The sequence below is a fragment of the Lapillicoccus sp. genome, from assembly GCF_036559105.1.
GTDB lineage: Bacteria > Actinomycetota > Actinomycetes > Actinomycetales > Dermatophilaceae > Lapillicoccus.
In genome coordinates this window covers 1-22,669 of record NZ_DATBTV010000014.1, presented here as the reverse complement: position 1 = coordinate 22,669, position 22,669 = coordinate 1, and the positions used below count along the sequence as shown (strand labels likewise).

The following is a 22,669-nucleotide window of genomic DNA, read 5'->3' as shown; positions in this document are numbered from 1 at the left end:
GGTGGCGACACCGCGCATACCCCCACGTTTGTGCCTGGCCCGAGTCGGTCTACGACATGATCGGGATCATGAGGTCGTACTCCCGCCCCCTCGCCGCGCTCGGCCAGATCCTCGTGGGAGACAGCGCGGCGAGCCGAGCCGCCGCCCTGTACTCCACGGTCACCGCCGGGGCGTCCTTCATGCCCGGGCTGATGCCGCGCGGCCTGAAGGAACAGGTCGCCCTCACCGGAGTGGCGTCGACGCTGCAGCACACCCTGGTGATGAACGCCCAGGCCCGGCACCGGCTGGCGGCTCGGCTGATCTGCGCCTGGACCGGGCACGACTCGCCCCGCGCCGTCCGGACCGTCGAGGCGGCCGTCGCGGCGGGGACGACCGTGGCGGGGGCGGTCGGGCATGCCGCGCTGCGCCAGCGCGGGGGCGAGTCGTTCCGGCGACGCGCGGGCCGGACCGTCGCCATCCGCAGCTTTCGTATCGGCTCGGCCACGCTCATCGTCACCGCCGCCGAGTTCGTCGACGAGCGGTATGGCCGGCGGTACCCCGTCATCCGGGTGGTCATGCCGATGGCGGGCTTCCTCGTCGGGACCGGCATCGCCACCGCGCTGGTGCGGCGCTTCCACTCCGAGGACGCGGTGGTCGAGGCCCGCGCCGCGCTGTCGCAGGATCCCCTTACCGGCGAGCGGCTGCGCCCGGAGCGCAAGCAGGAGGAGATCGGCGCCACCTCGTTGCCGGCGTCGATCGCGCTCGGGTTCGGTGTTTCGGTGATCCTCAACGTCGCCGGTGACCTCGAGCTCGCGCTCTCCCGGTTCGTCGCGCGGATGATCGACCGCTACATCCCCGGAAGCGGTCCCTACGCGACCCTGGTCGGTCGGACCCTGGTCCTCGGCGGGGTGGTCACGGCGGTCGGGGTGGGCTGGGAGTACCTCTACCGGCAGGCCGAGGCCGGTGGATCGGCCATCGACAAGGCCTATACGAGTGCGCCCACGTCGCACTTCGTGAGCGGCGGCCCGAACTCGGAGGTGGACTGGCAGACCCTCGGTCGTGAGGGCGTCCGGTTCGTGGCCATGTCGTTGCCGGAGAAGCAGATCGCCGAGGTCGCCGGGGTGCCCCTGGAGGACGTCAAGGCGCCGATCCGCTGCTACTCCGGGCTGGAGACCGCGGAGACCGTCCACGGGCGAGTCACCCTGGTGATGGAGGAGATGGAGCGGCTCGGCGCGTTCGAGCGGTCGGTCATCTGTGTGTTCTCGCCCACGGGGACGGGTTACATCAACTACGTCGCCATCGAGGCGGTCGAGTACCTCAGCCGGGGTGACTGCGCGACGGTCGGGCTCCAGTACTCGCTTCGCCCCTCCTACCTCTCGCTGGACCGCGTCCGGATCGCGCGAGAGCAGAACCTGGCGCTGATCAACGCCCTGACCTGGCGGATCCGGGCGCTGCCGGCGGACCAGCGCCCACGGCTGGTCGGTTTCGGCGAGTCGCTCGGCGCCCAGACCCTGCAGAGCTGCTTCCTGCACGAAGGAGCGGCCGGGTTCGAGCGGGCGGGGATCGACGCCGCGCTGTTCCTCGGCACACCGGCCGGCAGCCAGTGGAAGCGGGAGTGGCGGATCCACCCCGAGGAGGAGGACCCGAAGGGTGAGGTCGTCCACGTCGCGAACTACGAGCAGTGGCAGGCCGTCACCGCCGGCCGTACGACGCCCGCCCGGGTCGTGCTGCTCGACAATCCCGAGGATCCCATCACGAAGTTCACCCCCCGGCTCGCCCTGATGCGCCCCAGCTGGCTACCGACCCGACGCCCGAACCCCCCCGGAGTCCCCGAGTCGGCGATGTGGATGCCCTACACGACGATGCTCGTGGTCCTCATCGACATCGTCAACGCGATCGACTTCAAGCCCGGCGTCTTCGTCGCCCGCGGTCACGACTACCGCGCGAGCCTCGCGCGGATGGTGGCGGCGGCATACCGGTTCGAGGTCGGCGACGAGGAGATGGGGCGCATCGAGCGTGCCCTGCGTGACCGGGAGCGGCGATGGGCCGAGCGCCGCATGCTCGCCGAGCAGGTCGTCCGGGCCAGCGACGCCGTCAGCCGACAGGTGCGCAACCTCAGTGACTTCAGCAGCCCCAAGGCGGAGACGGCGGCTGATCACCTCGACTAGCGTCGCGGGGTCAGGTCGGCGTCGGCCAGAGCCCGAGCCAACCCGGCCTCGAGGTCGTCGAGCACGGCCCGCAGGACCTCCACCTTGCGGAGGGCGTTCTCGGCCTCGCGACGGTCGTACGCCGAGAAGTCCAGGGTGATGTGACGGCTGCAGTCGGACAGGTGCAGGCGCGTCGACGTACGGGGCGCCCACGTCGGGTCGCTCGACGTCGACCTCGGCGATGGCGTGGGCACCCAGGTGGTGGCGGGGACGGTTGAGGAACCGTCGGCGGTAGAGGACGGCGCGGCTGGACATGGTGAGCTCCTTGCGTGGCTGCTGGTCAGCCTTGGGGTCTCTTCATGTCCCTCTCCTCCGTCGTGTGGTCGACCCCAGCATGATCCGCGCCGCGGAGCCCGGTCCACCGGTTATCTACGCTGGCGGGATGCCGAGACTTCCTGTCGGTCGGCGTCGTGACCCCACCGCGGCGGTCGCCGGGTCGGTGACGACGCTCGAGCTGTTCTTCGACCTCGTCTTCGTCTTCACCGTCACCCAGCTCACCGCCACGCTGGGCCAGGACCACGGGTGGGGTGGGGTCGGTCGGGTCGTCCTGCTGCTCCTGCTCATGTGGTGGATGTACGGCGGGTACGCGTGGCTCACCAACGCGGCGCCGCCCGTCACTCCCGTCCGTCGGGCGTTCCTCCTGGTCGGGATGGTCGGGAACTTCACCATGGCGCTGGCCATCCCGCACGCCTACACGACCGACCGAGTCGTCTTCGCGGTCGGCTACCTGATCGTGGCGGGAGTCCACACCGCCATGTACCTCACGCAGGCCGAGCGGGTCACCCCCGGCATGGTCGTGCAGCTGGGCGTCGGCAACGGGATCGCCGCAGTCCTCATCCTCGTGGGCGCCGTCGTCGGTGGGGGCGCCCTCGTCGTCCTCTGGGTTGCCGCGCTGGCGTCCGAGACGCTGCTGCCGCAGCTGGCGGCACGAACGTCGGTGTCCCGCCGCGACTCCGGGCCGGCCTTCACCCTGCGGCCGGCACACTTCGTCGAGCGCCACGGCCTGATGCTGCTCATCGTCCTCGGCGAGTCGGTGCTCGCGATCGGCGTCGGCGTGGGCAGCGGTGAGACCGCGATCGGGGTCGCCCAGGTCATGTTCGCGGCGGTCAGCCTGGGACTGGCGGCGCTGCTCTACTGGGCGTACTTCGGCACGCACGAGGACGAGGCCGCCGAGCACACGCTGGAGCGCGTCGCTCCGGAGCGGCAGCAGGCGGTCGCCCTCTGGTCCTTCGGTTACGCGTTCGTCGTGGTCCTGCTCGGCATCGTCCTGGCCGCCGCCGGACTCCACCACGCGCTCGAGCACCCCACCGCGCCCCTCGACATCGGGTACGCGGCGTTGTTGGCCGGTGGGGTCGGGGTCACCTGGGTCGGGTTCGGCGCGTTCCGTCGGGCGGTCGGCCGGGCCGGAGCCGGAGTGCGCGTGGTCGGCGGCGCGGTCCTCGTCGCGGCGACGTGGCTCGGTCCCGTGTCGGGGTTCGCCGAGCTCGTGACCCTGATCATCGGGTCCGTGGCGATCCTCGTCGTCGAACAGCGGTGGGTCGTGGCGTAGGCGGCGAGCGCCGATTGGTCTGCGGGGAGCGAAGCCGGCGTGGGAACGCCGTTCGTGCTCCCCGATCCGTACCTAGCTCGAGTCGGCGGCGGGTTCGTGCCGGCTCAGCTCGGCGTCGTCGGCCCGGATCTTCGGCATCGCCACGGCGCTGATGATGGTCAGCAACGTGGCGACGAGCACGGCGATGAACACCGCCGATCCCGCGTCGATGACCGCATCCGGGTTGGTCGGACCGCCGGACGCGTCGAGCACCGCGTTGGCGACGGCGCCGAACACCGCCACGCCGACGGCACTGCCGATCGAGCGAGCGAACATGTTCGCGCCGGTCACGACTCCACGATCGGCCCACCCGACGCTGGCCTGGGCGGCGATGAGGCTCGGGGCGGCCACCAGGCCGAGCCCGAGCCCGATGACGAAGCAGGAGACCGCCACGACGGCCACCTGCGGCGTCTGGGCGCGGAGGGCGAGCAGCAGGGCACCAAGCAGGACGAGACCCATCCCGATCAGGACCGTCGGCCGGAACCCGTACTTCATGTAGAACAGCCGGCCCGAGAAGGCGGCCGAGAGTGGCCAGCCGAGCGTCAGGGCGGCCAGCGCGAGCCCGCCGACGAGGGGAGCCGACCCGATCCCGACCTCGAGGTAGGTGGGGACGTAGGAGGTGAGCCCGATGAGGATGGCGCCGACACCCAGGGCGGTGAGGCTGGTGGTCAGCAACAGCCGCCGGCTGAGCACCCACATCGGCAGGATCGGCTCGGCGGCCCGTCGCTCCGCGAACACGAAGCCGACCAGCAGCGCCGTGCCCACGGCGAAGACGGCGATGCTCGTCGGCGAGCTCCACGCCCACGCCTGACCGCCCTCGAGCACGCCGAGGATGAGCAGGGTCATGGCGCTGGTGAGCAGCACGGCACCGGCGTAGTCGATGCGATGCGGACGGCGCTCCACCTTCTCGTGGAAGTTGCGCCAGATCAGTACGCCGGCCAGCAGGCACAGCGGGATATTGACGAAGAAGATCCAGCGCCAGAGGTGCAGCTGGGCGAAGAGCCCGCCGAGCGCGGGTCCGACCACCGAGGAGATGCCCCAGACGCTGGCGATGTACCCCTGCACCCGGGCGCGCTCGGCGATGCTGTAGATGTCGCCGGCAATGGTGATCGACATCGGCTGCACGGCGCCCGCGCCCAACCCCTGCAGGGCCCGGAACGCGATGAGGACCGGCATGCTCCAGGCGAGCCCGCAGAGCACCGAGCCGAGCAGGAACACCGCGATTCCGAAGAGCATCAACGGCTTCCGGCCGACGGTGTCCGCGAGCTTGGCGTAGACGGGGACCGACACGGCCTGGGCGAGCAGGTAGACCGAGAAAAGCCACGGGAACGAGGAGAACCCGCCCAGCTCGCGCACGATCGACGGCACGGCCGTGGCGAGGATGGTCGCGTCGATGGCGATGAGGCCGGTGGAGACCATCAGGGCCAGCAGCACCGGTCCGCGTTCCGACCGCAGTCCGACCCCGGCTTCGGCGCTCGTCTGTGTGGGGGCTGTCACCTCAAGGCCAAGTCGTCGGGTGAGGCAACCATTCCCGCATCGTCACAGATCGGGGCAGAATTTCGTCAGCCGAGCTGCCAGGACCGCTTCGACAGGCCGAACCAGAACCCGTCGATGACGCTCCGGCTGTCGAAGCCCCCGCCGTCTGCACCGTAGGCGGCGCCCAGCGACACGAACAACGGGGCGAAGTGCTCGGTCCGCGGGTGGGCGACCCGCGCTGCCGGCGCCTTGTCGAGGAAGTCGAGCAGGGCGTCGACGTCCTCGTGGGCCATCGCCTCCCGGGCCCAGGCGTCGAACTCCGCCGACCAGCCGGGCGGCGGGGCGTCGGCCGGCCTCGCCGGGTTGAACTCGCGCAGGTTGTGGGTGGTGAACCCGGACCCGATGATCAGGGTGCCGGCGTCGCGCAGCGGCGCGATCTTCTGGCCCAGCCGGAACAGCGCGCGCGGGTCGAGGGTGGGCATCGACATCTGCAGGACCGGCACGTCCGCGTCGGGGAACATCTCGACGAGCGGCACGTACGCGCCGTGGTCCAGCCCACGGCTCTCGTCCCGGTGCACCGGCTGACCGGGCGCGGCGACGATCGCCGCCACCTCGTCGGCGAGCGCGGCGGCGGCCGGCGCCGCATACGTCACGTCGTAGTACTTCTGCGGGAAGCCCCAGAAGTCGTAGAACAGGCCCGCGCCGGTGGTGGACGACAGGGCGAGCGGCGCCTCCTCCCAGTGGGCGGAGACGACGAGGATGTTGGCCGGCTTGTCGAGCCCGCCGGACCACTGCGCGAGCTCGCGCGTCCACACCGGGTCGTCAGCGAGCGGCGGTGCGCCGTGGCTGAGGTAGAGGACCGGCTGAGATGTCACGTGATCATTATAGCGTCAAGTTGAACCGTCAACTACCTCGAACGGAATGGACTTTTCGGGCCGAGGGTTTACGGTGTGCATCCGGCCCACGTCGGAGCAGCGACGAATCCGCTGCACGTGGACGGGAGATCAGGGGTGGACATCGTGGCAGCAGGGAAGGGCCGCAAGCTCGTCATCGTCGAGTCGCCGGCCAAGGCGAAGACCATCGCGGGCTACCTCGGAGGGGACTTCGACGTCGAGGCGTCGGTGGGGCACATCCGTGACCTCCCGAACCCGTCGGAGCTGCCCGTCGACATGAAGAAGGGCCCGTTCGGCAAGTTCGCGATCAACGTGGACAACGGGTTCGAGGCCTACTACGTCGTCGACAACGACAAGAAGAAGAAGGTCGCGGAGCTCAAGCGGCTGCTCAAGCAGGCCGACGAGCTCTACCTCGCCACGGACGAGGACCGCGAGGGCGAGGCCATCGCGTGGCACCTCCTCGAGACCCTCCAGCCGCACGTGCCGGTCAAGCGGATGGTGTTCCACGAGATCACCCGCGAGGCGATCCAGCGCGCCGTCACCGACACCCGCGAGCTGGACACCGCCCTGGTGGACGCCCAGGAGACGCGCCGCATCCTCGACCGCCTCTACGGCTACGAGGTGTCGCCCGTGCTGTGGCGCAAGGTCCGCCAGGGCCTGTCCGCCGGCCGCGTGCAGTCCGTCGCCACCCGTCTGGTCGTCGAGCGCGAACGCGAGCGGATGGCGTTCCGGGCCGCGTCCTACTGGGACGTCGAGGGCGAGTTCACGACGCGGACCAGCTCCGGCGCGCTGGTCGAGTCCGACGCCTTCACCGCGCGGCTCAGTGCCGTGGACGGTGACCGCGTCGCCACCGGGCGCGACTTCGCCGACACCGGAGAGCTGAAGCACAAGTCGGTCGTCCACCTCGACGAGGCGATGGCCCGGGGGATCGCGACCGCCGTCCAGGAGGCGCCGGTCGTCGTCACCAGCGTCCAGGAGAAGCCCTACACGCGTCGTCCGGCCGCGCCGTTCACGACGTCGACGCTCCAGCAGGAGGCGTCCCGCAAGCTGCGCCTGTCCTCGAAGAACGCCATGCGCGTCGCGCAGCGGCTCTACGAGAACGGCTACATCACCTATATGCGTACCGACTCGATCACGTTGTCGGAGAGCGCGATCACCGCCGCACGGAGCCAGGCGCGCGACCTCTACGGCGCCGACTACGTGCCCGCCGAGCCGCGCCGGTATGCGGGCAAGGTCAAGAACGCGCAGGAGGCCCACGAGGCGATCCGCCCGGCCGGTGACCGGTTCCGCACCCCGGCGCAGGTGGCCGGTGAGCTGCGCGGCGACGAGTTCGCGCTCTACGAGCTGATCTGGAAGCGGACCGTCGCCTCCCAGATGGCCGACGCCCGGGGCTCGACCGCGACCGTGAAGCTCACGGCGACGCTGGACGGCGTCGAGGTCGCGCGGACCGCGGAGTTCACCGCCAGCGGCACCGTCATCACCTTCCGGGGGTTCCTCGCCGCCTACGAGGAGGGCCGCGACGAGACCGTCGCCAAGAAGCGCAAGGAGATCGCCGAGGAGGAGCGCCGGCTGCCCCGCCTCGGCGAGGGCACGCCGCTCGCGGTGGTCCGCGCTGAGGCCGACGGTCACGAGACCCAGCCGCCGCCGCGTTACACCGAGGCCACCCTCGTGAAAGCCATGGAGGAGAAGGGGATCGGGCGCCCGTCGACGTATGCGTCGATCATGGGCACTATCCAGGACCGTGGCTACGTGGGCACTCGCGGCAACGCCCTGGTACCGACCTGGCTGGCGTTCGCCGTCACGCGGCTGCTCGAGGAGCACTTCCCGCGGCTGGTCGACTACGACTTCACCGCCTCCATGGAGGAGGACCTCGACCGGATCGCCAACGGCGACGAGCAGCGGGTCGCTTGGCTCGATCGGTTCTACTTCGGCGACGAGGCGGGCTCGGCCGAGGGGCTCAAGCAGCTCGTCGCCGACCTCGGCGAGATCGACGCCCGCGAGATCTCGACGATCCAGCTCGGCGACGGGATGGTCGTCCGCGTCGGTCGCTACGGACCGTACGTCGAAGAGGTCACCCCGTTCGGCGTCGACGCGCGAACCGGCGAGGTGCTCCTCGACGAGGCGCCGGCGGTGCCCGAGACGCCGCGCCGCGCCACGATCAACGACGACATCGCCCCCGACGAGATGACTCCGGCCAAGGCGCGCGAGCTGCTCGACGCGGCCGCCGACGACGGACGGGTGCTCGGCCGGGACCCCTTGTCCGGCAACGAGATCATCGCCAAGGCGGGTCGCTACGGGCCCTACGTGACCGAGGTGCTGCCGGAGTTCGAGACCGACGACGCGGCACCCAAGCGCGGCAAGGCGGCGGCGAAGGCCAAGCCGCGTACCGCCTCGCTGTTCAAGGACATGGACCTCGCGACGATCGACCTCGACGCCGCACTGCAGCTGCTCTCGCTGCCGCGGGTGGTCGGGACGGTCGCCGAGGATGACGGCACGTCGGTCGACATCACCGCGCAGAACGGACGCTACGGGCCCTACCTCAAGAAGGGGACCGACTCGCGGTCCCTGGTGACCGAGCAGCAGCTCTTCGAGATCACCCTCGACGAGGCGCTGGCGATCTACGCCCAGCCGAAGCAGCGCGGCCGCGCCGCCGCGGCTCCGCTCAAGGAGCTCGGCACGGACCCGGTGTCGGGCAAGGCGGTGACGGTCAAGGACGGGCGGTTCGGGGCCTACGTCACGGACGGCGAGACCAACGCCACGCTGCGACGAGACGACGACCCCGAGTCGATCACGCCCGAGCGCGGGTTCGAGCTGCTGGCCGAGAAGCGGGCCAAGGGTCCGACGACCCGCAAGCGAGCGGCGAAGAAGACCACGAAGTCGACGGCCAAGAAGACGACCGCCAAGAAGACGGCTGCGGCCCGGTCCGCCGGGTCGACGTCCACGGCGCGAGCGTCGGCCCGCAAGGCCTGAGCGCGGTGGCGACGCTCGAACCGTCGACCGCTCGCGAGCTCTCGGCCCGGCTCGCCGTCGAGCAGCGGAAGGTCCGGCTGCCGTCGGTGTCCGCCGGGATCGTCCGCGGCGGCGACCTGGTGTGGTCGGACGCGCGCGGCACCCTCGACGGGCGCGCCGACGGGGTGGCCGCCGACGCCGACACGCAGTACCGGATCGGCTCCATCACCAAGACGTTCGTGGCGGTGTGCGTCATGCGGCTGCGCGACGCGGGGCGGCTCGACCTCGACGACCGGTTCGAGGACCACGTACCCGGCAGTGCGTTCGGCCGCGCGACGATCGCGCAGCTGCTGACGCATACCTCCGGGCTGCAGTCGGAGACCGACGGGCCCTGGTGGGAGCGCACGCCGGGCGGGGACTGGGCCGCGCTCATGGCTCCGTCCCCGGTGCAGCGGATGCGGGCGGCCAGCCGGTACCACTACACGAACGTCGGCTACGCCGCGCTGGGCGAGCTCGTCGCGCGGGCCGGCGGGTTCTCGTGGGTGGATGTCGTCCAGCGCGACCTGCTGGACCCCTTGGGCATGACGCGGACGACGACGCGACCTACGGGTAAGGCCGCGGTCGGGCAGGCGGTCCATCCGTTCGCTGACCTGCTGCTCACCGAGCCGGAGCACGACGCCGGGGCGATGGCGCCCGCGGGGCAGCTCTGGTCGACGGTGGTCGACCTCGGCCGGTGGGCCGCCTTCCTCGGCGGCGACACCGGGGACATCCTCGCGAAGGACACGCTCGAGGAGATGTGCGTCGTCCAGGCGGTCAACGACCTGCCCGGCCAGGCGTGGGTGTCGGGACACGGCCTGGGGTGGCAGGTGTGGAACGTCGAGGGGCGACGGTACGTGGGGCACGGCGGCTCGATGCCCGGCTTTCTCGCGGGGCTCCAGGTCGACGTCGAGACCGGCGACGGCGTGGTCATCTTCAGCAACACCACCAGCGGGCCGGTCTCGTTCGCTCGTGACCTGCTCACCCTGGTCCGCGAGCGCGAACCGGTCCTGCCGGAGACCTGGTACGCCGGTGGCTCCGACCCCGATGCGGTCGAGCTGGTCGGGCTGTGGCATTGGGGTCCGGCCGTGACGATGATCAAGGCGAACGGCGAGGGCGGCCTCGAGCTGGGAGTCCCGGGGGAGGGCCGCGGGGCCCGGTTCCGGAAGGCGGCCGACGGGTCCTGGGTCGGTCTCGAGGGCTACTACGCGGGCGAGCCGCTGGTCGTGGTCCGGGACGCGGACGGCGCCGTGAGCCACCTCGACCTCGCGTCGTTCCGGTTCACCCGGCTGCCCTACGATCCCGAGCGCGACGTCCCCGGCGGCGTCGACACCGCCGGCTGGCACTGACCGCCCCGCCTTCTCCCGCCGGACGCGTGGGGGGCGGCGGGTCACTTGTGGGTGAGGGCCTCGATGCCGTCGAGGATGAGGTCCAGGCCGAAGCCCATCTCGTCGCGGAAGAAGTCCCCGCCCTCGCTCTCGTCGGTGATCGCCGGTGACGCCGCGAGCAGGGCGGGGAACCGGTCCGGGTCGAGCAGCAGCGGCAGGAAGGTCACGTAGGGATCGGGCGGCGCCGGTTCGGAGCCGGTGAACCCCATGGCGACCGACATCGCGACGTGGCTGCGTACGTAGCCGTCCACGACGAGCAGCGACGACATCTTCTGCTGGTTGGTGAGCGCCATGCCCTCGAACGACCGGGCGCCGGCCTCGGTCCACCCGATGATGTTGGGCGAGAGCGGCGGCGTGGTCATCGACGTCGCCGAGATCCACGGGTGCAGCACCAGCGCGTCGGCGAGCGCCCACGCCCACCGGGTCAGCCGTTCGCGCCACGGTCCGGACGACACGATCGACAGGTCCGCCGGACCGTAGGCCGCGTCGAGCATCACCTCGAGCAGCTGCTCCTTGGAGTCGACGTACCGGTACAGCGACATCGGCGTCATCCCGAGCTCCGCCGCGACCGACTTCATCGAGACACCGTCCAGGCCGGCCCGGTCGGCGACGACCACCCCCGCGGCGCCGATCTCCTGGATGGTCCGCCCCGGCTTCGGCCCGCGTCGCCCACCCGCGGCGCGGTCCCACAGCAGCTGGAGGTACCGCGGGAGCGGAGGGTCGACGGCGGCCACGGAAACAGCATACGGAAACTGCTTGCGCGGTACGCATCTCCTGTCGTAAGTTCTGCGTACATCAATAACAGTTAGTTAGGTACGCAGTTAAGGAGACCCCCATGACCCCACGAGCCGGGCGCCGCGAGTGGATCGGTCTGGCCGTGCTGATCCTGCCGATCCTCATCGCGTCGATGGACGTGTCCGTCCTCTTCTTCGCGGTGCCGTTCATCGCCCAGGACCTGCAGCCCACGGCGACACAGCAGCTCTGGATCTTCGACATCTACGGGTTCGTCCTCGCCGGGCTGCTCCTGACGATGGGCACGGTCGGCGACCGGATCGGACGGCGTCGGCTGCTGCTCATCGGAGCCGTCGCGTTCAGCGCGGCGTCCCTCCTCGCGGCGTACGCGCAGTCGGCCGAGATGCTCATCGCCGCCCGTGCCGTGCTCGGGATCGCCGGCGCCACCCTGATGCCCTCGACCCTCGCCCTCATCCGCAACCTCTTCCACGCCGAGGCCGACCGCACCAAGGCCGTCGCGATCTGGTCCGTCGCCCTGACCGCCGGCGTCACCGTCGGACCGATCATCAGCGGGGTGCTGCTCGAGCACTTCTGGTGGGGTTCGGTCTTCCTCATCAACCTGCCGGTCATGCTCCTGCTCCTCGTCAGCGCGCCGTTCCTCCTGCCCGAGTCGCGGGGCGTCCGCTCGGCCCGGTTCGACTGGCTCAGCTCGTTGCTCGCCCTCGGCACGGTCATCCCGGTCATCGCCGGCATCAAGTCGGTGGCCTCGGACGGCTGGTCGACGCATGCCGTCCTGTATGCGGTCGCCGGGGTCCTCATCGGACTGGCCTTCGTGCGGCGTCAGCTCGCTGCGGAGGTGCCGATGCTCGACGTGCGCGCCCTGACCGAGCGTCGGTTCGGCGGGTCCGTAGTCGTCAACATCCTGGCGATGTTCGCGATCATGGGCAACGCCGTGATCCTCACGCAGTACCTCCAGTCGGTGCTCGGGTTCAGCCCGCTCGCGGCGGCACTCTGGAGCCTCGTGCCGTCCGTCGTCGTGGGGGCCGCTGCGCCCGTGTCCGCGATGCTCGCTCCGCGGCTCGGGCGACCGGTGGTCATGGCCGGCGGGTTCGGCGTGTCGGTCGTCGGGTTCCTGATGATCAGCCGGGTCGACGAGGCCAGCGCGCTGTGGCTCGTGCTGCTGGCGGCCGGCCTGGTGTCCGGCGGACTGGTCGCCGTCCTCTCGCTCATCACCGACTACGTCGTGGGCGTGGCCCCTGCCGAGCGTGCAGGGTCGGTGGCCGGCCTGGTCGAGACGTCGAGCGAGCTCGGTGGGGCACTGGGCCTGGCGTTGCTCGGAAGTGTCCTCGCCGCGGTCTACCGGACCCAGGCCGATCTCCTGATGCCCGCCGGACTGCCGGCGCCGGCAGCGGCGGAGGCCAGCCAGACGCTGGCCGGAGCGGGCGCGGTCTCGGCGCAGCTTCCGGGCGCCCTGGGCCAGGCCGTCATGGAGGCGGGGCGGGCCGCCTACACCGCGGCGATGCACACCGCCGGTCTGACGGCGGCGGGCGTCCTCGTCCTCGCGGCCGCAGTCACCCTGGTGATGCTCCGCGGCAGCGACGCCGAGGCGATGCCGGCCCCCGAGGCGGCACCCGTCTCCTGAGCGGGAGGCCAGGGTTGCGCGGTTCGGTCAGCCGAGCCGCGCCACCACCGTCCGGCCGATCAGCGCATACCCCGCGTCGTTGGCATGGATGTCGAAGAGGGAGCACATCCAGGTGAGCGCGCAGATGACCGACACGTTGGTCGGAAGGGCGCCACCGGGCGGCACCGTCCAGTTGGTGCTCTGGAACGCCGTCGCAACGTCGGCCACGGTCGAGCCGCTGGACGCTGCGGCCACACCGATGATCGTGTTGAGCGTCCCCTGCAGCACGGCGGACTGTTGGGCCAGCTGGGCGTTCCCGATGGCCCAGGCGGCGAGGAACGGGTTGTAGTAGTTGAGGACGACGACCTGGGCGTGGGGCGCCTCGGCGTGGACCTTGCCGAGGATCATCGGCAGGTACGTCGCGACATCGGCCATCCCGGCCTGGATGCAGACCGGGTCGATGGCCAGGGTGCTCCGGTCGACGCACCGCTGCACGTCGTTCGCGCCGACCTGGACGGTCACCACCCGGGTGTTCCGGCCGTGGGCGTGGAGGAACGCGAGCGCCTGGTCGAGCTGGTTGCCCTCGTCGTAGGCGCAGACCCCGCCCGAGACCATCGTCGTCGAGCGCTCGCCGGGGCAGGCCAGGTTGACCAGCCGGGTCTTCGGCCGGGTCGCCTGGATCCCCGCCAGGACGTCGCCGGTGTAGCCCCCGTCCCGGTCGACGCCGGTGGTCGGCTGGTACCCCGCGGCGAGCGAGTCGCCGAGTGCGAGGTAGTAGCCCATGGCGTTGGCCGACCCCGTGGGTGAGGGTGCGGCCCAACCGGCGGTGGCTGAGGCGAGGACGAGGGCAGCGGCGGCGACGAGCGCGACGACGAGACGTTTCACGACCATCCCCGGACCGTACGACGAACTCGCCCGGTCCGCTCGCTCGAGGACTTGCCACGCTGCTGGAACGACGCCCGCATACTCGACTTGACCCTCACCCGACGTGAGGCCGGACCCTTGAACCTATGACCGGAGGAGTGCTGGTGGACGCCGCGTGGACGGTGGGGCAGGTGGCCGACGAGCTCGGTGTGACGGTGCGGACGCTGCACCACTACGACGAGATCGGGCTGCTGCACCCCAGCGGACGCACGCCGGCGGGCTACCGGCTCTACACCGCGCAGGACCTCGAGCGGCTCCAGAACATCGTCGTGTACCGGCGGCTGGGGTTCCCGCTCGAGGAGATCGGCGAGCTGCTCGACGCGAGGGGCGCCGATCTCGAGTCCCACCTGCGCCGCCAGCGGGCGGCGGTCATGTCCCGGCTGGACGAGCTCGGCGAGCTCGTCACCGCCATCGACCGAGCATTGGAGAAGGAGATGTCAGGACTCAAGCTGACGAAACAGGAGCAGCAGGAGCTGTTCGGCGACGGGTACTCCGAGGAGTATGCGGCGGAGGCCGAGGAGCGGTGGGGTGACAGCGACGCCTGGAAGCAGTCGCAGCGCCGCACGTCGCAGTACAGCAAGGCCGACTGGGTCGAGATCAAGGCGGAGATGGACTCCATCGGCGCCGAGCTGGTCGAGGCCAAGCGCTCCGGGGCTCCGGCGACCAGCGAGCGGGCCATGGATGCGGCCGAGCGGCACCGTCGGCACATCAACGACCGGTTCTACGAGATCACGCCGGAGTTCCACCGGAACCTCGGCGACATGTACGTCGCGGACCCCCGGTTCACGACAACGTACGAGGACCAGGAGCCGGGTCTCGCGCAGTACGTGCGGGACGCGATCCACGCCAACGCCGACCGCGCCGGGGCGCAGGGCTGAGGCCGGGTCCGGGTGATAGCGGTCGGAGTCCCGGCTGCTATCACCCGGATGCGCGTGCGGCGATCTTGTCGCTGAGCTTCGTCAGAGCCTTGACGTTGCGGCTGGTCGAGCTCATCGGCCCGAGGATCTGCTCCCAGTGACGCTTGGCGATCTGGCTCTCGATCGACCGGCCGTGCATCAGCCAGTGCACGTCCGCGCCCTGGACGACGAGCGTGTCGAAGTCGGTGGACAGTCCCTGGATGGCCTTGGCCGCGCTCGCGGACGGGGCCTTCTTGAGGAAGGTGACGAAGTGCGTGTCCCCGTTTCCGACCTCGAACGGCGTTGCGGCCAGCGTCTTCTCGAGCTCGGCCGCGGTCCGGACGAAGGTCGTGCACTCGAAGCCGAACTCGTCCTCGAGGGCCTTCTCGAGGTTCTTCTCGACGGTGGCACGGACGCCTTCCGCGTCGAAGACGACGTTGCCGCTGTTGATGTAGGTCCAGACGTCGTCGTAGCCCAGGCCCTCGGCGAGCGCCTTGAGGCGCGCCATCTCGACCTTCCGCTTGCCGAGGTTCACCGCGCGCAGGAAGCCGACCCGGACCGTCATGGCCGCACCCTAGTGCGACCGCGACCGGTCAGGAGGTGGGTGGGATGCGCTGGATCTGTGCCTCGTCGAGGCGTACCCACTCGCCGTGGCCCATCTGCATGAGCATCGGGTCGTCCCAACGCAGCCGGATCCGGTCGGGTTTGACCTCCAGCAGCCACGCCTCGCGCCAGTCGGCGTCACCGACCCGGACCCACCACCGCTCGGCCAGCGACGAGAGTCCGCGCTCGCGGACGATCGACTCGGCCAGCTCCTCGTCGGTCGCCGGCCCGAGGGCGGCCCCGAACACGGTGGCGGGCACCCACTCCCCGTCGTCCACGGGCAGCAGCAGGCCGACGAGCTCGCCGGGCTCGTCCGGAGCCCAGTCGTTCAGACGTCGCACCTCTCGGAGGGGTGTCGGCTGCGTGGTCATGGTCGGGCACGTTACGGACTGACCCCACGTGAGGGTCAACCGCATTTGTGGGCCGCGCCCGATCGGCTGACCCCGGTCTGGCCTAGCATCGCGGGCATGGCGACGCCGCAGACCGGGCTGTTCGTCGCGTTCGAGGGGGGCGACGGAGCGGGTAAGTCGACGCAGGTGCGGCTGCTCGCCGAGACGCTGCGCCGTGGCGGACTCGACGTCCTCGAGACGCGTCAGCCGGGCGGCACCGAGCTCGGGGCCCGGCTGCGCGACCTCGTCCTGCACGGCGACCATGTCTCACCGCGGGCCGAGGCGCTCTTGTATGCGACAGACAAGGCTCAGCACGTCGACACGGTGATCGCACCAGCGCTGGAGGCCGGCCGGGTGGTCGTCACCGACCGCTACATCGACTCGGCGATCGCCTACCAGGGCGCCGGCCGCGACCTCGGGTCGCGGGAGGTCGCCGACATCCAGCTGTGGGCGGTCGACGGACTCGTCCCGAACCTCACGGTCGTCCTCGACGTCGGCGCGGGGACCGGCCGGAGCCGCCGCGGCGACGTGCACGACCGTCTGGAGGCCGAAGGCGACGACTTCCACGAGGTGGTCCGGAAGCACTTCCTCGCCCTCGCCGAGGCCGAACCCGACCGCTACCTCATCGTCGACGCCACCCTGGCGCCGGACGAGATCCACGCTCGGGTGGTCGCACGGCTGCGCGCCACCGGAGTCGCCCTGGAGGTGGGCGCATGAGTTGCCCTGTGTCAACCGCGTCCGGGTCAGGCGACTTTTCGGGCCTGTTCGTTGAGGACGCGTTGGAGGGCTTGGTGCCGATCGGGTTGGTAGGCGAGTTGGTCTTGCCAGCATCGCCAGATGATGCTGGCCCAGGCTCTGCCGAGGATGCGTACGGCGTGTGGGTGGTCGTGACCGCGGGCGCGGGCTCGTTGGTACAGGTCGTCGGCCCAGGGGTTGGCGTGTCGGGAGTCGCCGGCGAAGTCGCACAGTGCGTCGCGCAGCTGGTGGTCGGCGGACCAGCGGAAGGTGACGGCTTTGACCTTGCCGGATTGGCGGGTCGAGGGGGCGACTCCGGCGAGGCAGGCCAGGGAGTCTGCGGTGGGGAACCGGCCGCGGGCGTCACCGATTTCGGCGAGCAGGCGGGCGGCGCGCAGCATCCCGGAGCGGGGCAGCGAGGTCATGATGTGGCGGTCGGGGTGGACGTCCAGCTGTGCGGCGACGCTGTCTTCGAGCTGGTCGATCTGGGTGGTCAGGGCGCGCAGTACGGCGACGAACGCGAGCGTGGTGGCGGTGTGAGCGTGGGCGTTGTCGTCGGTGGTGCCGCGGGGTGCGTCCAGCAGCCGCTGGTGCAGGGTCTCGGGTGCGACCCGGCCGCTGTAGCCGAGTTTGCCGAGCCAGTCGGCCAGGCGCTTGGAGGTCAGCCAGTCGGCCTTGCTTTGGGTGGGGAAGCGTTCCAGGAAGGACAGGCTGACCGCGGAGTCGAGCGCGGCGAACAGGCCCACTACACCTGGGAATACGACTTGCAGGTGGGCGCGCAGCTGGTTGGCGGCGGCGACCCGGTGCTCGACCAGGTCACGGCGGGCTCGCACGGTGGAGCGCAGCGCGATGGTCGCCGGGGTGGAGCGGGTCAGCGGGGTCAGGCGGCGCCGGTCGGTGCGGACCGCGTCGGCCAGCACGTAGGCGTCGAATCGGTCGTCCTTGTTGCCGGCCGACCCGTAACGGCTGCGCAGGTTCTTGACCTGGTTCGGGCTGATCACCAGCACGGTCAGCTCGGCCTGGAGCAGCGCCTCGACCACGGGCCCGTCGCCGCGTTCGATGCCGACCTCGGCCACGCCTACGGCGAGCAGGCGACGGACCAGGGTCTTGAGCCCGGCCGCGGTGTGGGGGACGGTGAACCGCTCCACAACCAGGCCGTCGGGGTCGATGAAGCAGATCGCGTGGTCGTCCTTGGCCCAGTCCACGCCCGCGCACGCTCGCGCCGGGATGGCTTCAGGGGTGACACTCATGGTTGTTTCCTCGCTGTTCGAGCAGTGAGAGAACACCCGGTGGTCCCGGGACCCCGCAGCCGGTCGCTCACTGATCGGCGCTCGATGGCGCACAGCCCTGTAGCCAGTCCGAGGGTCCTGGGCCACCGGACCTCGCAGAACTCATGCTGGACCTCGAAGGTCGAGCGTCGCTGGCGATGGCCCGGTGGGGACCAGGGGTGCATCAGCAGTCCATCCAGAACCACCAACGTGAGGATGGTGCACCAGTGAGCGTCTGGGACCACGTCATCGGCCAGCCGGCCGCCGTCGCCACGCTCACCCGAGCCGTGACCGACCCCGCCGCGATGACCCACGCCTGGCTGTTCACCGGCCCCCCCGGGTCGGGCCGGTCCGTGGCCGCTCGCGCGTTCGCCGCAGCGCTGGAGTGCCCGGACGACGGTTGCGGAACGTGTCGCGAGTGCCGGACGGCGATCGACGGCACCCACGCCGACGTGACGGTCAAGGCGACCGAGGGCCTGTCGATCCGGGTCGAGGACACCCGTGCGCTGGTGCAGGAGGCCGGGCTGCGGCCGTCGGTCGGCCGGTGGCGGGTCATCATCGTCGAGGACGCCGACCGGCTCACCGAGCGAGCGGCCGACGCCCTCCTCAAGGCCCTCGAGGAACCCACCCCGCTCACCGTCTGGATCCTCTGCGCACCCTCACTCGAGGACGTCATCATCACGCTCCGGTCCCGTTCGCGGCATGTGCGGTTGCGGACCCCGCCGGTCGAGGACGTGGCCGACCTGCTCGTGCGGCGCGACGGGATCGACCCCGCGATGGCCCGGTATGCGGCTCGCGCGGCCCAGTCGCACGTCGGCCTCGCGCGGCGGCTGGCTCGTGACGAGGGGGCGCGGATCCGGCGGCGGGACGTCATCGCGATGCCCGGACGCATACGAACCATCGGCGACGCCATCGCGGCCGCCGCCGACCTCGCGTCGATCGCCGACGAAGAGTCCTCGTCGTCCGGTGCGGAGCGTGACGCGGCCGAGCGGACCCGGCTGCTGGAGACACTCGGCGCCGACCCGGCCGCGCGCACCCAGCCCCCGCACATCCGCGCGCAGCTGAGTGCCCTGGAGAAGGAACAGAAGACGCGCGCGACGAGGTTCGCGCGCGACACCGTCGACCGGGCCCTGGTCGACCTCTTGTCCGTCCATCGCGATGCCCTGGTCCTGCGCATCGGCGCGAACGTCGACCTGGTCAACGAGGACAGCGTCGACGTCGTGCGAGCCCTGGCCGCGATGCGAACCCCGGAACAGCTCTTGCAGTCGATGGAGGCCGTTGGCGAGGCCAGGGACCGGATCAACCTCAACGTGGCGCCGCTGTTGGCTCTGGAAGCGATGACCATCACCGTGATGAGTGGGAACGCGACCGACTGAAAACGTTTGCTCGAATTCACCGGAACGGGTGACGAGGGAGCGTGACCCACGCCACACTCTGGCTAGGTCGGCCGGGGACGTGGTCGGGAGCATGACCAAGGACGTCGCCGTCGGGGTCGGCCGCAACCGATGAAGGAGGCTCCATGCTGCTCACCCGAACCCGCATCATCGTCGCCTGCGCCACCACCGTGGCCGTGGGTATCGCCGTCGCACCGGCGTCCTCGGCGAAGGGGCACGACGCGCACCCGACAAAGGGGTGGTCTCGGACCCTGACCACGGACGTCCTGCTTCCGTTCGGGATGGCCGTCGACAACAAGGGCAAGGTCTACGTCGCCGACGGCGCCAAGAACGCCGTGTTTGCCGTCAACAGCGACCAGTCGCTGACGTTCTTGGCGGCCGGTCTGGAGAACACCGCGCCGCCGGGCGCCCAACCGAACGTCGACGTGGCCGGCATCGACGTGGCCGACGACGGGACGTGGGCGTACACGACCAGCCGGACGGACGCGTCAGGATTCCAGCACACCGACGCCCAGCTCATCATCATGAAGGGGACCAAGCGCCTCGCGGTGGCCGACATCTTGGCCTACGAGACCGCCAAGAACCCGGACCAGAAGAACACGTACGGGCTGGCGCCCGGCACGGACTGCGCCGACGGGCGCGCCTGGCTCGGTCAGGTCACCGGGGGGTCGGCCACCTACCAGGGCCTCGTCGACTCGCACCCCTACGCGGTGGCCAGTCTCGGGCACGGCAGCTGGGCGGTCGCGGACGCGGGGGCGAACGCGATCTTCAAGGTCACGGCGTCCGGGCAGGTCTCGACGATCTCGGTCCTGCCGCCCCAGCAGACGACCATCACCCAGGCGCTGCTCGACTCGGCGTCGGTCGACCAGAACGGCAACCCGGTGCCCGTGCCCGACTCGGCGAAGTGCCTCATCGGCAAGTCGTACGGGTTCGAGGCGGTGCCGACTGATGTCGAGGTCGGCCCGTTCGGACAGTTCTGGGTCTCGACCCTGCCGGGAGGCCCCGAGGACCCCAGCCTCGGAGCGCGCGGAAGTGTCTACCTGGTCAACCCGCAGACCGGGTGGTCCTGGCGGCTCGCCACCGGTTTCGCCGGCGCGACCAACCTCGCCGTGGCCAAGGACGGCACGACGTACGTCTCGGAGCTCTTCGGCGGCAAGATCACCAAGGTCAGCCTGTGGGGCGGCAAGAGCACGTTCAAGACCGTCGACAGCCCACTGGCCCTGGAGACCCAAGGTCCCTACGTGTACGCGGCCCTCTCGGGTCTGGACTTCGCCACCGGACCCACCGGCAAGGGTGCGATCGTCCAGTACAAGCGCTGACGCATACCGTATCGACCATCGCTGCGACGGCAGGCCCGCGGGACATCCGCGGGCCTGCAGTCGTTAGCACGTCGTGAACCGACTGTGGCCCCCGGCGGAGACGACTCGGGTTACCGTGCTCCGGTGCTGCTGACCCCCCAACGTCCCGGCCGTCGGGGTCGGCGGACGCTTCTCGCGGTGGTGGGTGCCGTCGTGGCGTCACTCAGCCTCTCCTCCTGCCTCGTCCTGCCGTTCCTGCCGACCGACGACTCCGGCGGCTCGTCGGGGGAGCCCACGTTCGTGCCGCAGACGCCGCCCACGGGGACGACGGGTCTGGAGACCTTCTACAACCAGCGCCTGCAGTGGGCCAGCTGTACCGGCGGCGAGTGTGCCAAGCTGCGCGTCCCGATCGACTACGCGAACCCCACCGGCGAGACGATGCAGCTGGCGGTGATCCGGTCCAAGGCGCGCTCGTCCAACCAGCGGATCGGCGCCCTCGTCTACAACCCGGGCGGTCCGGGCGCCTCTCCGGTGGACTACGTCGCGCAGTCCGCGAGCTCGCTGGTGAGCAGCGACGTCCGGCGCCGCTACGACCTCATCGGCTTCGACCCTCGAGGGGTGGGCCGGTCCTCGCCCATCGACTGTGTGGGCGACCGTGAGCTGGACACCTTCATCGGCGGCGTCGACGCGACGCCGGACACACCGGCCGAGGAACAGGGGCTGATCGCCGAGGCGACCAAGCTCGCCGAGGGGTGCGCCGCGAAGAACCCCAAGATCATCGGCCATGTCTCGACGGTCGAGGCCGCTCGCGACATGGACGTGCTCCGGGCGGCGCTCGGAGAGCCGAAGCTGAACTACCTCGGCAAGTCCTACGGCACGCTGCTCGGTGCGACCTACGCCGGCCTCTTCCCCGGCCAGATGGGCCGGTTCGTCCTCGACGGACCACTTCCGCCGGACCTCACCCCACAGGACCTCGCCAGCGGACAGGCCAAGGGGTTCGAGATGGCGACGCAGGCCTACGTCGACAACTGCGTCAAGCAGTCCGACTGCCCGGTGGGTCAGAGCCGCGCCGAGGGGATGGCCTGGATCCGCGACTTCCTCAAGGGCCTGGACGCCCAGCCGCTGCCGGTCACCAACGACCAGACGGTCACCCAGCTGACCGAGGCCTGGGCGTCGACCGGGATCGCTCAGGCGATGTACACCACATCGCTCTGGCCGCAGCTCACCGACGCCCTCAAGGACGCGAAGTCGGGGGACGGGAACAGGTTGATGCGCCTCGCCGACAGCTACGCCCGACGCACTCCGGGCGGCCAGTACCAGAGCAACATCATGGAGGCGATCTACGCGGTCAACTGCCTCGACAAGGCCGACACCGCGGATCCCGCGCAGATCGAGGCGTTCGCGCAGAAGCTGAGCCAGGACGCCCCGACCTGGGGTCGCTACCTCGCATGGGGCAACGTGCCGTGCGGGGTGTGGAAGGTCCCCGCGACGGGCACGACCGCACCCATCGCCGCTCAGGGGTCGCCGCCGATCGTCATCGTCGGAACGACCCGTGACCCGGCCACCCCGTACGAGTGGGCCACCCGAATGCGCCAGCAGCTCGCGCACGGCGTCCTCGTCACCCGCGACGGTGACGGGCACACTGCCTACCCCCGGTCCAGCCCCTGCGTGGACAAGGCCGTGGACGGCTGGTTCATCGACGGAACGGTGCCGCAGGACGGGCTGAAGTGCTAGCCGGTCCGTGGCCCCGCCGGGTCCGCGCGCAGGCTCGTTGCTCGGTTCGGAGAACGCCTGGCCAGTCCGTATAGTGGTGCCCCGCGCCCGCCAGGGTGCACGCCGCCTTAGCTCAGTCGGCCAGAGCGATTCACTCGTAATGAATAGGTCATCGGTTCGATTCCGATAGGCGGCTCCACGAAACCCGCGGTGACCAGCGCAGAAACCCTCAGCGCCAGGTGGGCCACGCACGCTGGGAACGGCTCGCGTACCACGTCGCGTACCACGTCAGGCCCTCTCGGCCTCGCCGGGGCGGGCTACCAGGGAGCCCAGAGTGGCATCTAAGGACGTCGCGGCGGCATCGCTGGCGATCCGGCGACCCATGTAGACGTCCTGAGTCATCGACGGCCGGGCGTGGCCCAGCTGGTCGGCAATCGCCCGCGCTGACAGGCCTTGCTCGTCGAGCAGAGTCGCCACGGTGCGCCTGGTGATGTGCGAGACGAACCACTCCGTAACGGCCGGGCATGCGATCGACTGCATGCCCGACCGGCGGCGTCAGCTCAGCTTTTCCAGTCAGTCG

Annotated in this window: 19 protein-coding genes and 1 tRNA gene; 11 read left to right on the top strand and 9 right to left on the bottom strand. The window is 70.6% G+C overall.

Annotated elements, in window-relative coordinates:
* Positions 1-68 precede the first annotated feature (68 nt).
* Positions 69-2,147: an alpha/beta-hydrolase family protein gene (locus tag VIG79_RS01290; protein ID WP_331881123.1), complete on the top strand. Its 2,079-nt coding sequence runs from the start codon at positions 69-71 to the stop codon at positions 2,145-2,147.
* On the opposite strand, the gene VIG79_RS01285 is transcribed toward VIG79_RS01290, so the two are convergent.
* The gene (locus VIG79_RS01285) at positions 2,144-2,380 is read right to left on the bottom strand and encodes a hypothetical protein (protein WP_331881121.1); all 237 of its coding nucleotides are present in this window, start codon (positions 2,378-2,380) and stop codon (positions 2,144-2,146) included. The two genes, VIG79_RS01290 and VIG79_RS01285, sit on opposite strands and share 4 nt — an antisense overlap.
* Before the next feature lie 188 nt (positions 2,381-2,568).
* On the opposite strand from VIG79_RS01285, the gene VIG79_RS01280 reads away from it, so the two are divergent.
* Positions 2,569-3,735, top strand: coding sequence for a low temperature requirement protein A (locus tag VIG79_RS01280; protein ID WP_331881119.1), 1,167 nt, complete (start codon positions 2,569-2,571; stop codon positions 3,733-3,735).
* Between the two features lie 72 nt (positions 3,736-3,807).
* Here VIG79_RS01280 and VIG79_RS01275 read toward each other — a convergent pair whose 3' ends face one another.
* Together VIG79_RS01275 and VIG79_RS01270 are read right to left on the bottom strand one after the other, a co-directional pair.
* Positions 3,808-5,193, bottom strand: coding sequence for an MFS transporter (locus tag VIG79_RS01275; RefSeq protein ID WP_331881285.1), 1,386 nt, complete (start codon positions 5,191-5,193; stop codon positions 3,808-3,810).
* 143 nt (positions 5,194-5,336) lie between these two features.
* Positions 5,337-6,125 carry a class III extradiol ring-cleavage dioxygenase gene (locus VIG79_RS01270; protein ID WP_331881116.1) on the bottom strand — a complete coding sequence of 263 codons (789 nt, stop codon included), beginning with the start codon at positions 6,123-6,125 and terminating at the stop codon, positions 5,337-5,339.
* Positions 6,126-6,269: 144 nt separating this feature from the next.
* On the opposite strand from VIG79_RS01270, the gene topA reads away from it, so the two are divergent.
* Both topA and VIG79_RS01260 read left to right on the top strand, forming a co-directional pair.
* The gene (gene topA / locus VIG79_RS01265; RefSeq protein ID WP_331881113.1) at positions 6,270-9,113 is read left to right on the top strand and encodes a type I DNA topoisomerase; all 2,844 of its coding nucleotides are present in this window, start codon (positions 6,270-6,272) and stop codon (positions 9,111-9,113) included.
* A 5-nt stretch (positions 9,114-9,118) separates the two neighbouring features.
* Positions 9,119-10,477: a serine hydrolase domain-containing protein gene (locus VIG79_RS01260; RefSeq protein ID WP_331881110.1), complete on the top strand. Its 1,359-nt coding sequence runs from the start codon at positions 9,119-9,121 to the stop codon at positions 10,475-10,477.
* 41 nt (positions 10,478-10,518) lie between these two features.
* Here VIG79_RS01260 and VIG79_RS01255 read toward each other — a convergent pair whose 3' ends face one another.
* Positions 10,519-11,250 carry a TetR/AcrR family transcriptional regulator gene (locus tag VIG79_RS01255; RefSeq protein ID WP_331881107.1) on the bottom strand — a complete coding sequence of 244 codons (732 nt, stop codon included), beginning with the start codon at positions 11,248-11,250 and terminating at the stop codon, positions 10,519-10,521.
* 101 nt (positions 11,251-11,351) lie between these two features.
* On the opposite strand from VIG79_RS01255, the gene VIG79_RS01250 reads away from it, so the two are divergent.
* Entirely contained in the window at positions 11,352-12,890 is a 1,539-nt protein-coding gene (locus VIG79_RS01250; RefSeq protein WP_331881104.1) for an MFS transporter, read from the top strand.
* Between the two features lie 27 nt (positions 12,891-12,917).
* Here VIG79_RS01250 and VIG79_RS01245 read toward each other — a convergent pair whose 3' ends face one another.
* On the bottom strand, positions 12,918-13,760 hold the full coding sequence (locus tag VIG79_RS01245; RefSeq protein WP_331881101.1) for an SGNH/GDSL hydrolase family protein: 843 nt from the start codon (positions 13,758-13,760) through the stop codon (positions 12,918-12,920).
* A 119-nt stretch (positions 13,761-13,879) separates the two neighbouring features.
* Here VIG79_RS01245 and VIG79_RS01240 point away from each other — a divergent pair, with 119 nt between their 5' ends.
* Positions 13,880-14,671 (top strand): MerR family transcriptional regulator, encoded by a 792-nt coding sequence (locus VIG79_RS01240; protein WP_331881098.1) that lies wholly within the window; start codon positions 13,880-13,882, stop codon positions 14,669-14,671.
* 40 nt (positions 14,672-14,711) lie between these two features.
* Here the strand turns inward: VIG79_RS01240 and VIG79_RS01235 are convergent, their stop codons facing one another.
* Positions 14,712-15,254 carry a DUF1697 domain-containing protein gene (locus VIG79_RS01235; protein WP_331881095.1) on the bottom strand — a complete coding sequence of 181 codons (543 nt, stop codon included), beginning with the start codon at positions 15,252-15,254 and terminating at the stop codon, positions 14,712-14,714.
* A 28-nt stretch (positions 15,255-15,282) separates the two neighbouring features.
* Positions 15,283-15,663: a hypothetical protein gene (locus VIG79_RS01230; RefSeq protein ID WP_331881093.1), complete on the bottom strand. Its 381-nt coding sequence runs from the start codon at positions 15,661-15,663 to the stop codon at positions 15,283-15,285.
* Between the two features lie 96 nt (positions 15,664-15,759).
* Between VIG79_RS01230 and tmk the strand changes: the two genes are divergently transcribed.
* Positions 15,760-16,398 carry a dTMP kinase gene (tmk, locus tag VIG79_RS01225; protein ID WP_331881090.1) on the top strand — a complete coding sequence of 213 codons (639 nt, stop codon included), beginning with the start codon at positions 15,760-15,762 and terminating at the stop codon, positions 16,396-16,398.
* A gap of 26 nt (positions 16,399-16,424) precedes the next feature.
* Here tmk and VIG79_RS01220 read toward each other — a convergent pair whose 3' ends face one another.
* Positions 16,425-17,666 (bottom strand): IS110 family transposase, encoded by a 1,242-nt coding sequence (locus VIG79_RS01220; RefSeq protein ID WP_331881088.1) that lies wholly within the window; start codon positions 17,664-17,666, stop codon positions 16,425-16,427.
* Positions 17,667-17,911: 245 nt separating this feature from the next.
* Between VIG79_RS01220 and VIG79_RS01215 the strand changes: the two genes are divergently transcribed.
* The 4 genes from VIG79_RS01215 to VIG79_RS01200 all read left to right on the top strand — a co-directional run bounded on the left by VIG79_RS01215 (position 17,912) and on the right by VIG79_RS01200 (position 22,288).
* Positions 17,912-19,060 (top strand): DNA polymerase III subunit delta', encoded by a 1,149-nt coding sequence (locus VIG79_RS01215; protein ID WP_331881085.1) that lies wholly within the window; start codon positions 17,912-17,914, stop codon positions 19,058-19,060.
* A 143-nt stretch (positions 19,061-19,203) separates the two neighbouring features.
* Complete coding sequence (locus VIG79_RS01210) at positions 19,204-20,397, top strand: ScyD/ScyE family protein (protein ID WP_331881083.1); 1,194 nt, start codon at positions 19,204-19,206, stop codon at positions 20,395-20,397.
* A gap of 123 nt (positions 20,398-20,520) precedes the next feature.
* Positions 20,521-22,110, top strand: a complete 1,590-nt coding sequence (locus VIG79_RS01205) for an alpha/beta hydrolase (RefSeq protein ID WP_331881081.1) — start codon at positions 20,521-20,523, stop codon at positions 22,108-22,110.
* A 101-nt stretch (positions 22,111-22,211) separates the two neighbouring features.
* Positions 22,212-22,288: transfer RNA gene (locus VIG79_RS01200), tRNA-Thr, on the top strand.
* 89 nt (positions 22,289-22,377) lie between these two features.
* Here the strand turns inward: VIG79_RS01200 and VIG79_RS01195 are convergent.
* The gene (locus tag VIG79_RS01195; protein ID WP_331881079.1) at positions 22,378-22,629 is read right to left on the bottom strand and encodes a tyrosine-type recombinase/integrase; all 252 of its coding nucleotides are present in this window, start codon (positions 22,627-22,629) and stop codon (positions 22,378-22,380) included.
* Positions 22,630-22,669: the final 40 nt, after the last annotated feature.

Bases quoted from the DNA above. Each gene is read 5' to 3' on its own strand.
- VIG79_RS01250 (WP_331881104.1), top strand. From the start codon at position 11,352: ATGACCCCACGAGCCGGGCGCCGCGAGTGGATCGGTCTGGCCGTGCTG.
- VIG79_RS01280 (WP_331881119.1), top strand. From the start codon at position 2,569: ATGCCGAGACTTCCTGTCGGTCGGCGTCGTGACCCCACCGCGGCGGTC.
- VIG79_RS01290 (WP_331881123.1), top strand. From the start codon at position 69: ATGAGGTCGTACTCCCGCCCCCTCGCCGCGCTCGGCCAGATCCTCGTG.
- VIG79_RS01275 (WP_331881285.1), bottom strand. From the start codon at position 5,193: ATGGTCTCCACCGGCCTCATCGCCATCGACGCGACCATCCTCGCCACG.
- VIG79_RS01195 (WP_331881079.1), bottom strand. From the start codon at position 22,629: ATGCAGTCGATCGCATGCCCGGCCGTTACGGAGTGGTTCGTCTCGCAC.
- VIG79_RS01240 (WP_331881098.1), top strand. From the start codon at position 13,880: ATGACCGGAGGAGTGCTGGTGGACGCCGCGTGGACGGTGGGGCAGGTG.
- VIG79_RS01235 (WP_331881095.1), bottom strand. From the start codon at position 15,254: ATGACGGTCCGGGTCGGCTTCCTGCGCGCGGTGAACCTCGGCAAGCGG.
- VIG79_RS01210 (WP_331881083.1), top strand. From the start codon at position 19,204: ATGCTGCTCACCCGAACCCGCATCATCGTCGCCTGCGCCACCACCGTG.
- VIG79_RS01220 (WP_331881088.1), bottom strand. From the start codon at position 17,666: ATGAGTGTCACCCCTGAAGCCATCCCGGCGCGAGCGTGCGCGGGCGTG.
- tmk (WP_331881090.1), top strand. From the start codon at position 15,760: ATGGCGACGCCGCAGACCGGGCTGTTCGTCGCGTTCGAGGGGGGCGAC.
- VIG79_RS01230 (WP_331881093.1), bottom strand. From the start codon at position 15,663: ATGACCACGCAGCCGACACCCCTCCGAGAGGTGCGACGTCTGAACGAC.
- VIG79_RS01245 (WP_331881101.1), bottom strand. From the start codon at position 13,760: ATGGTCGTGAAACGTCTCGTCGTCGCGCTCGTCGCCGCCGCTGCCCTC.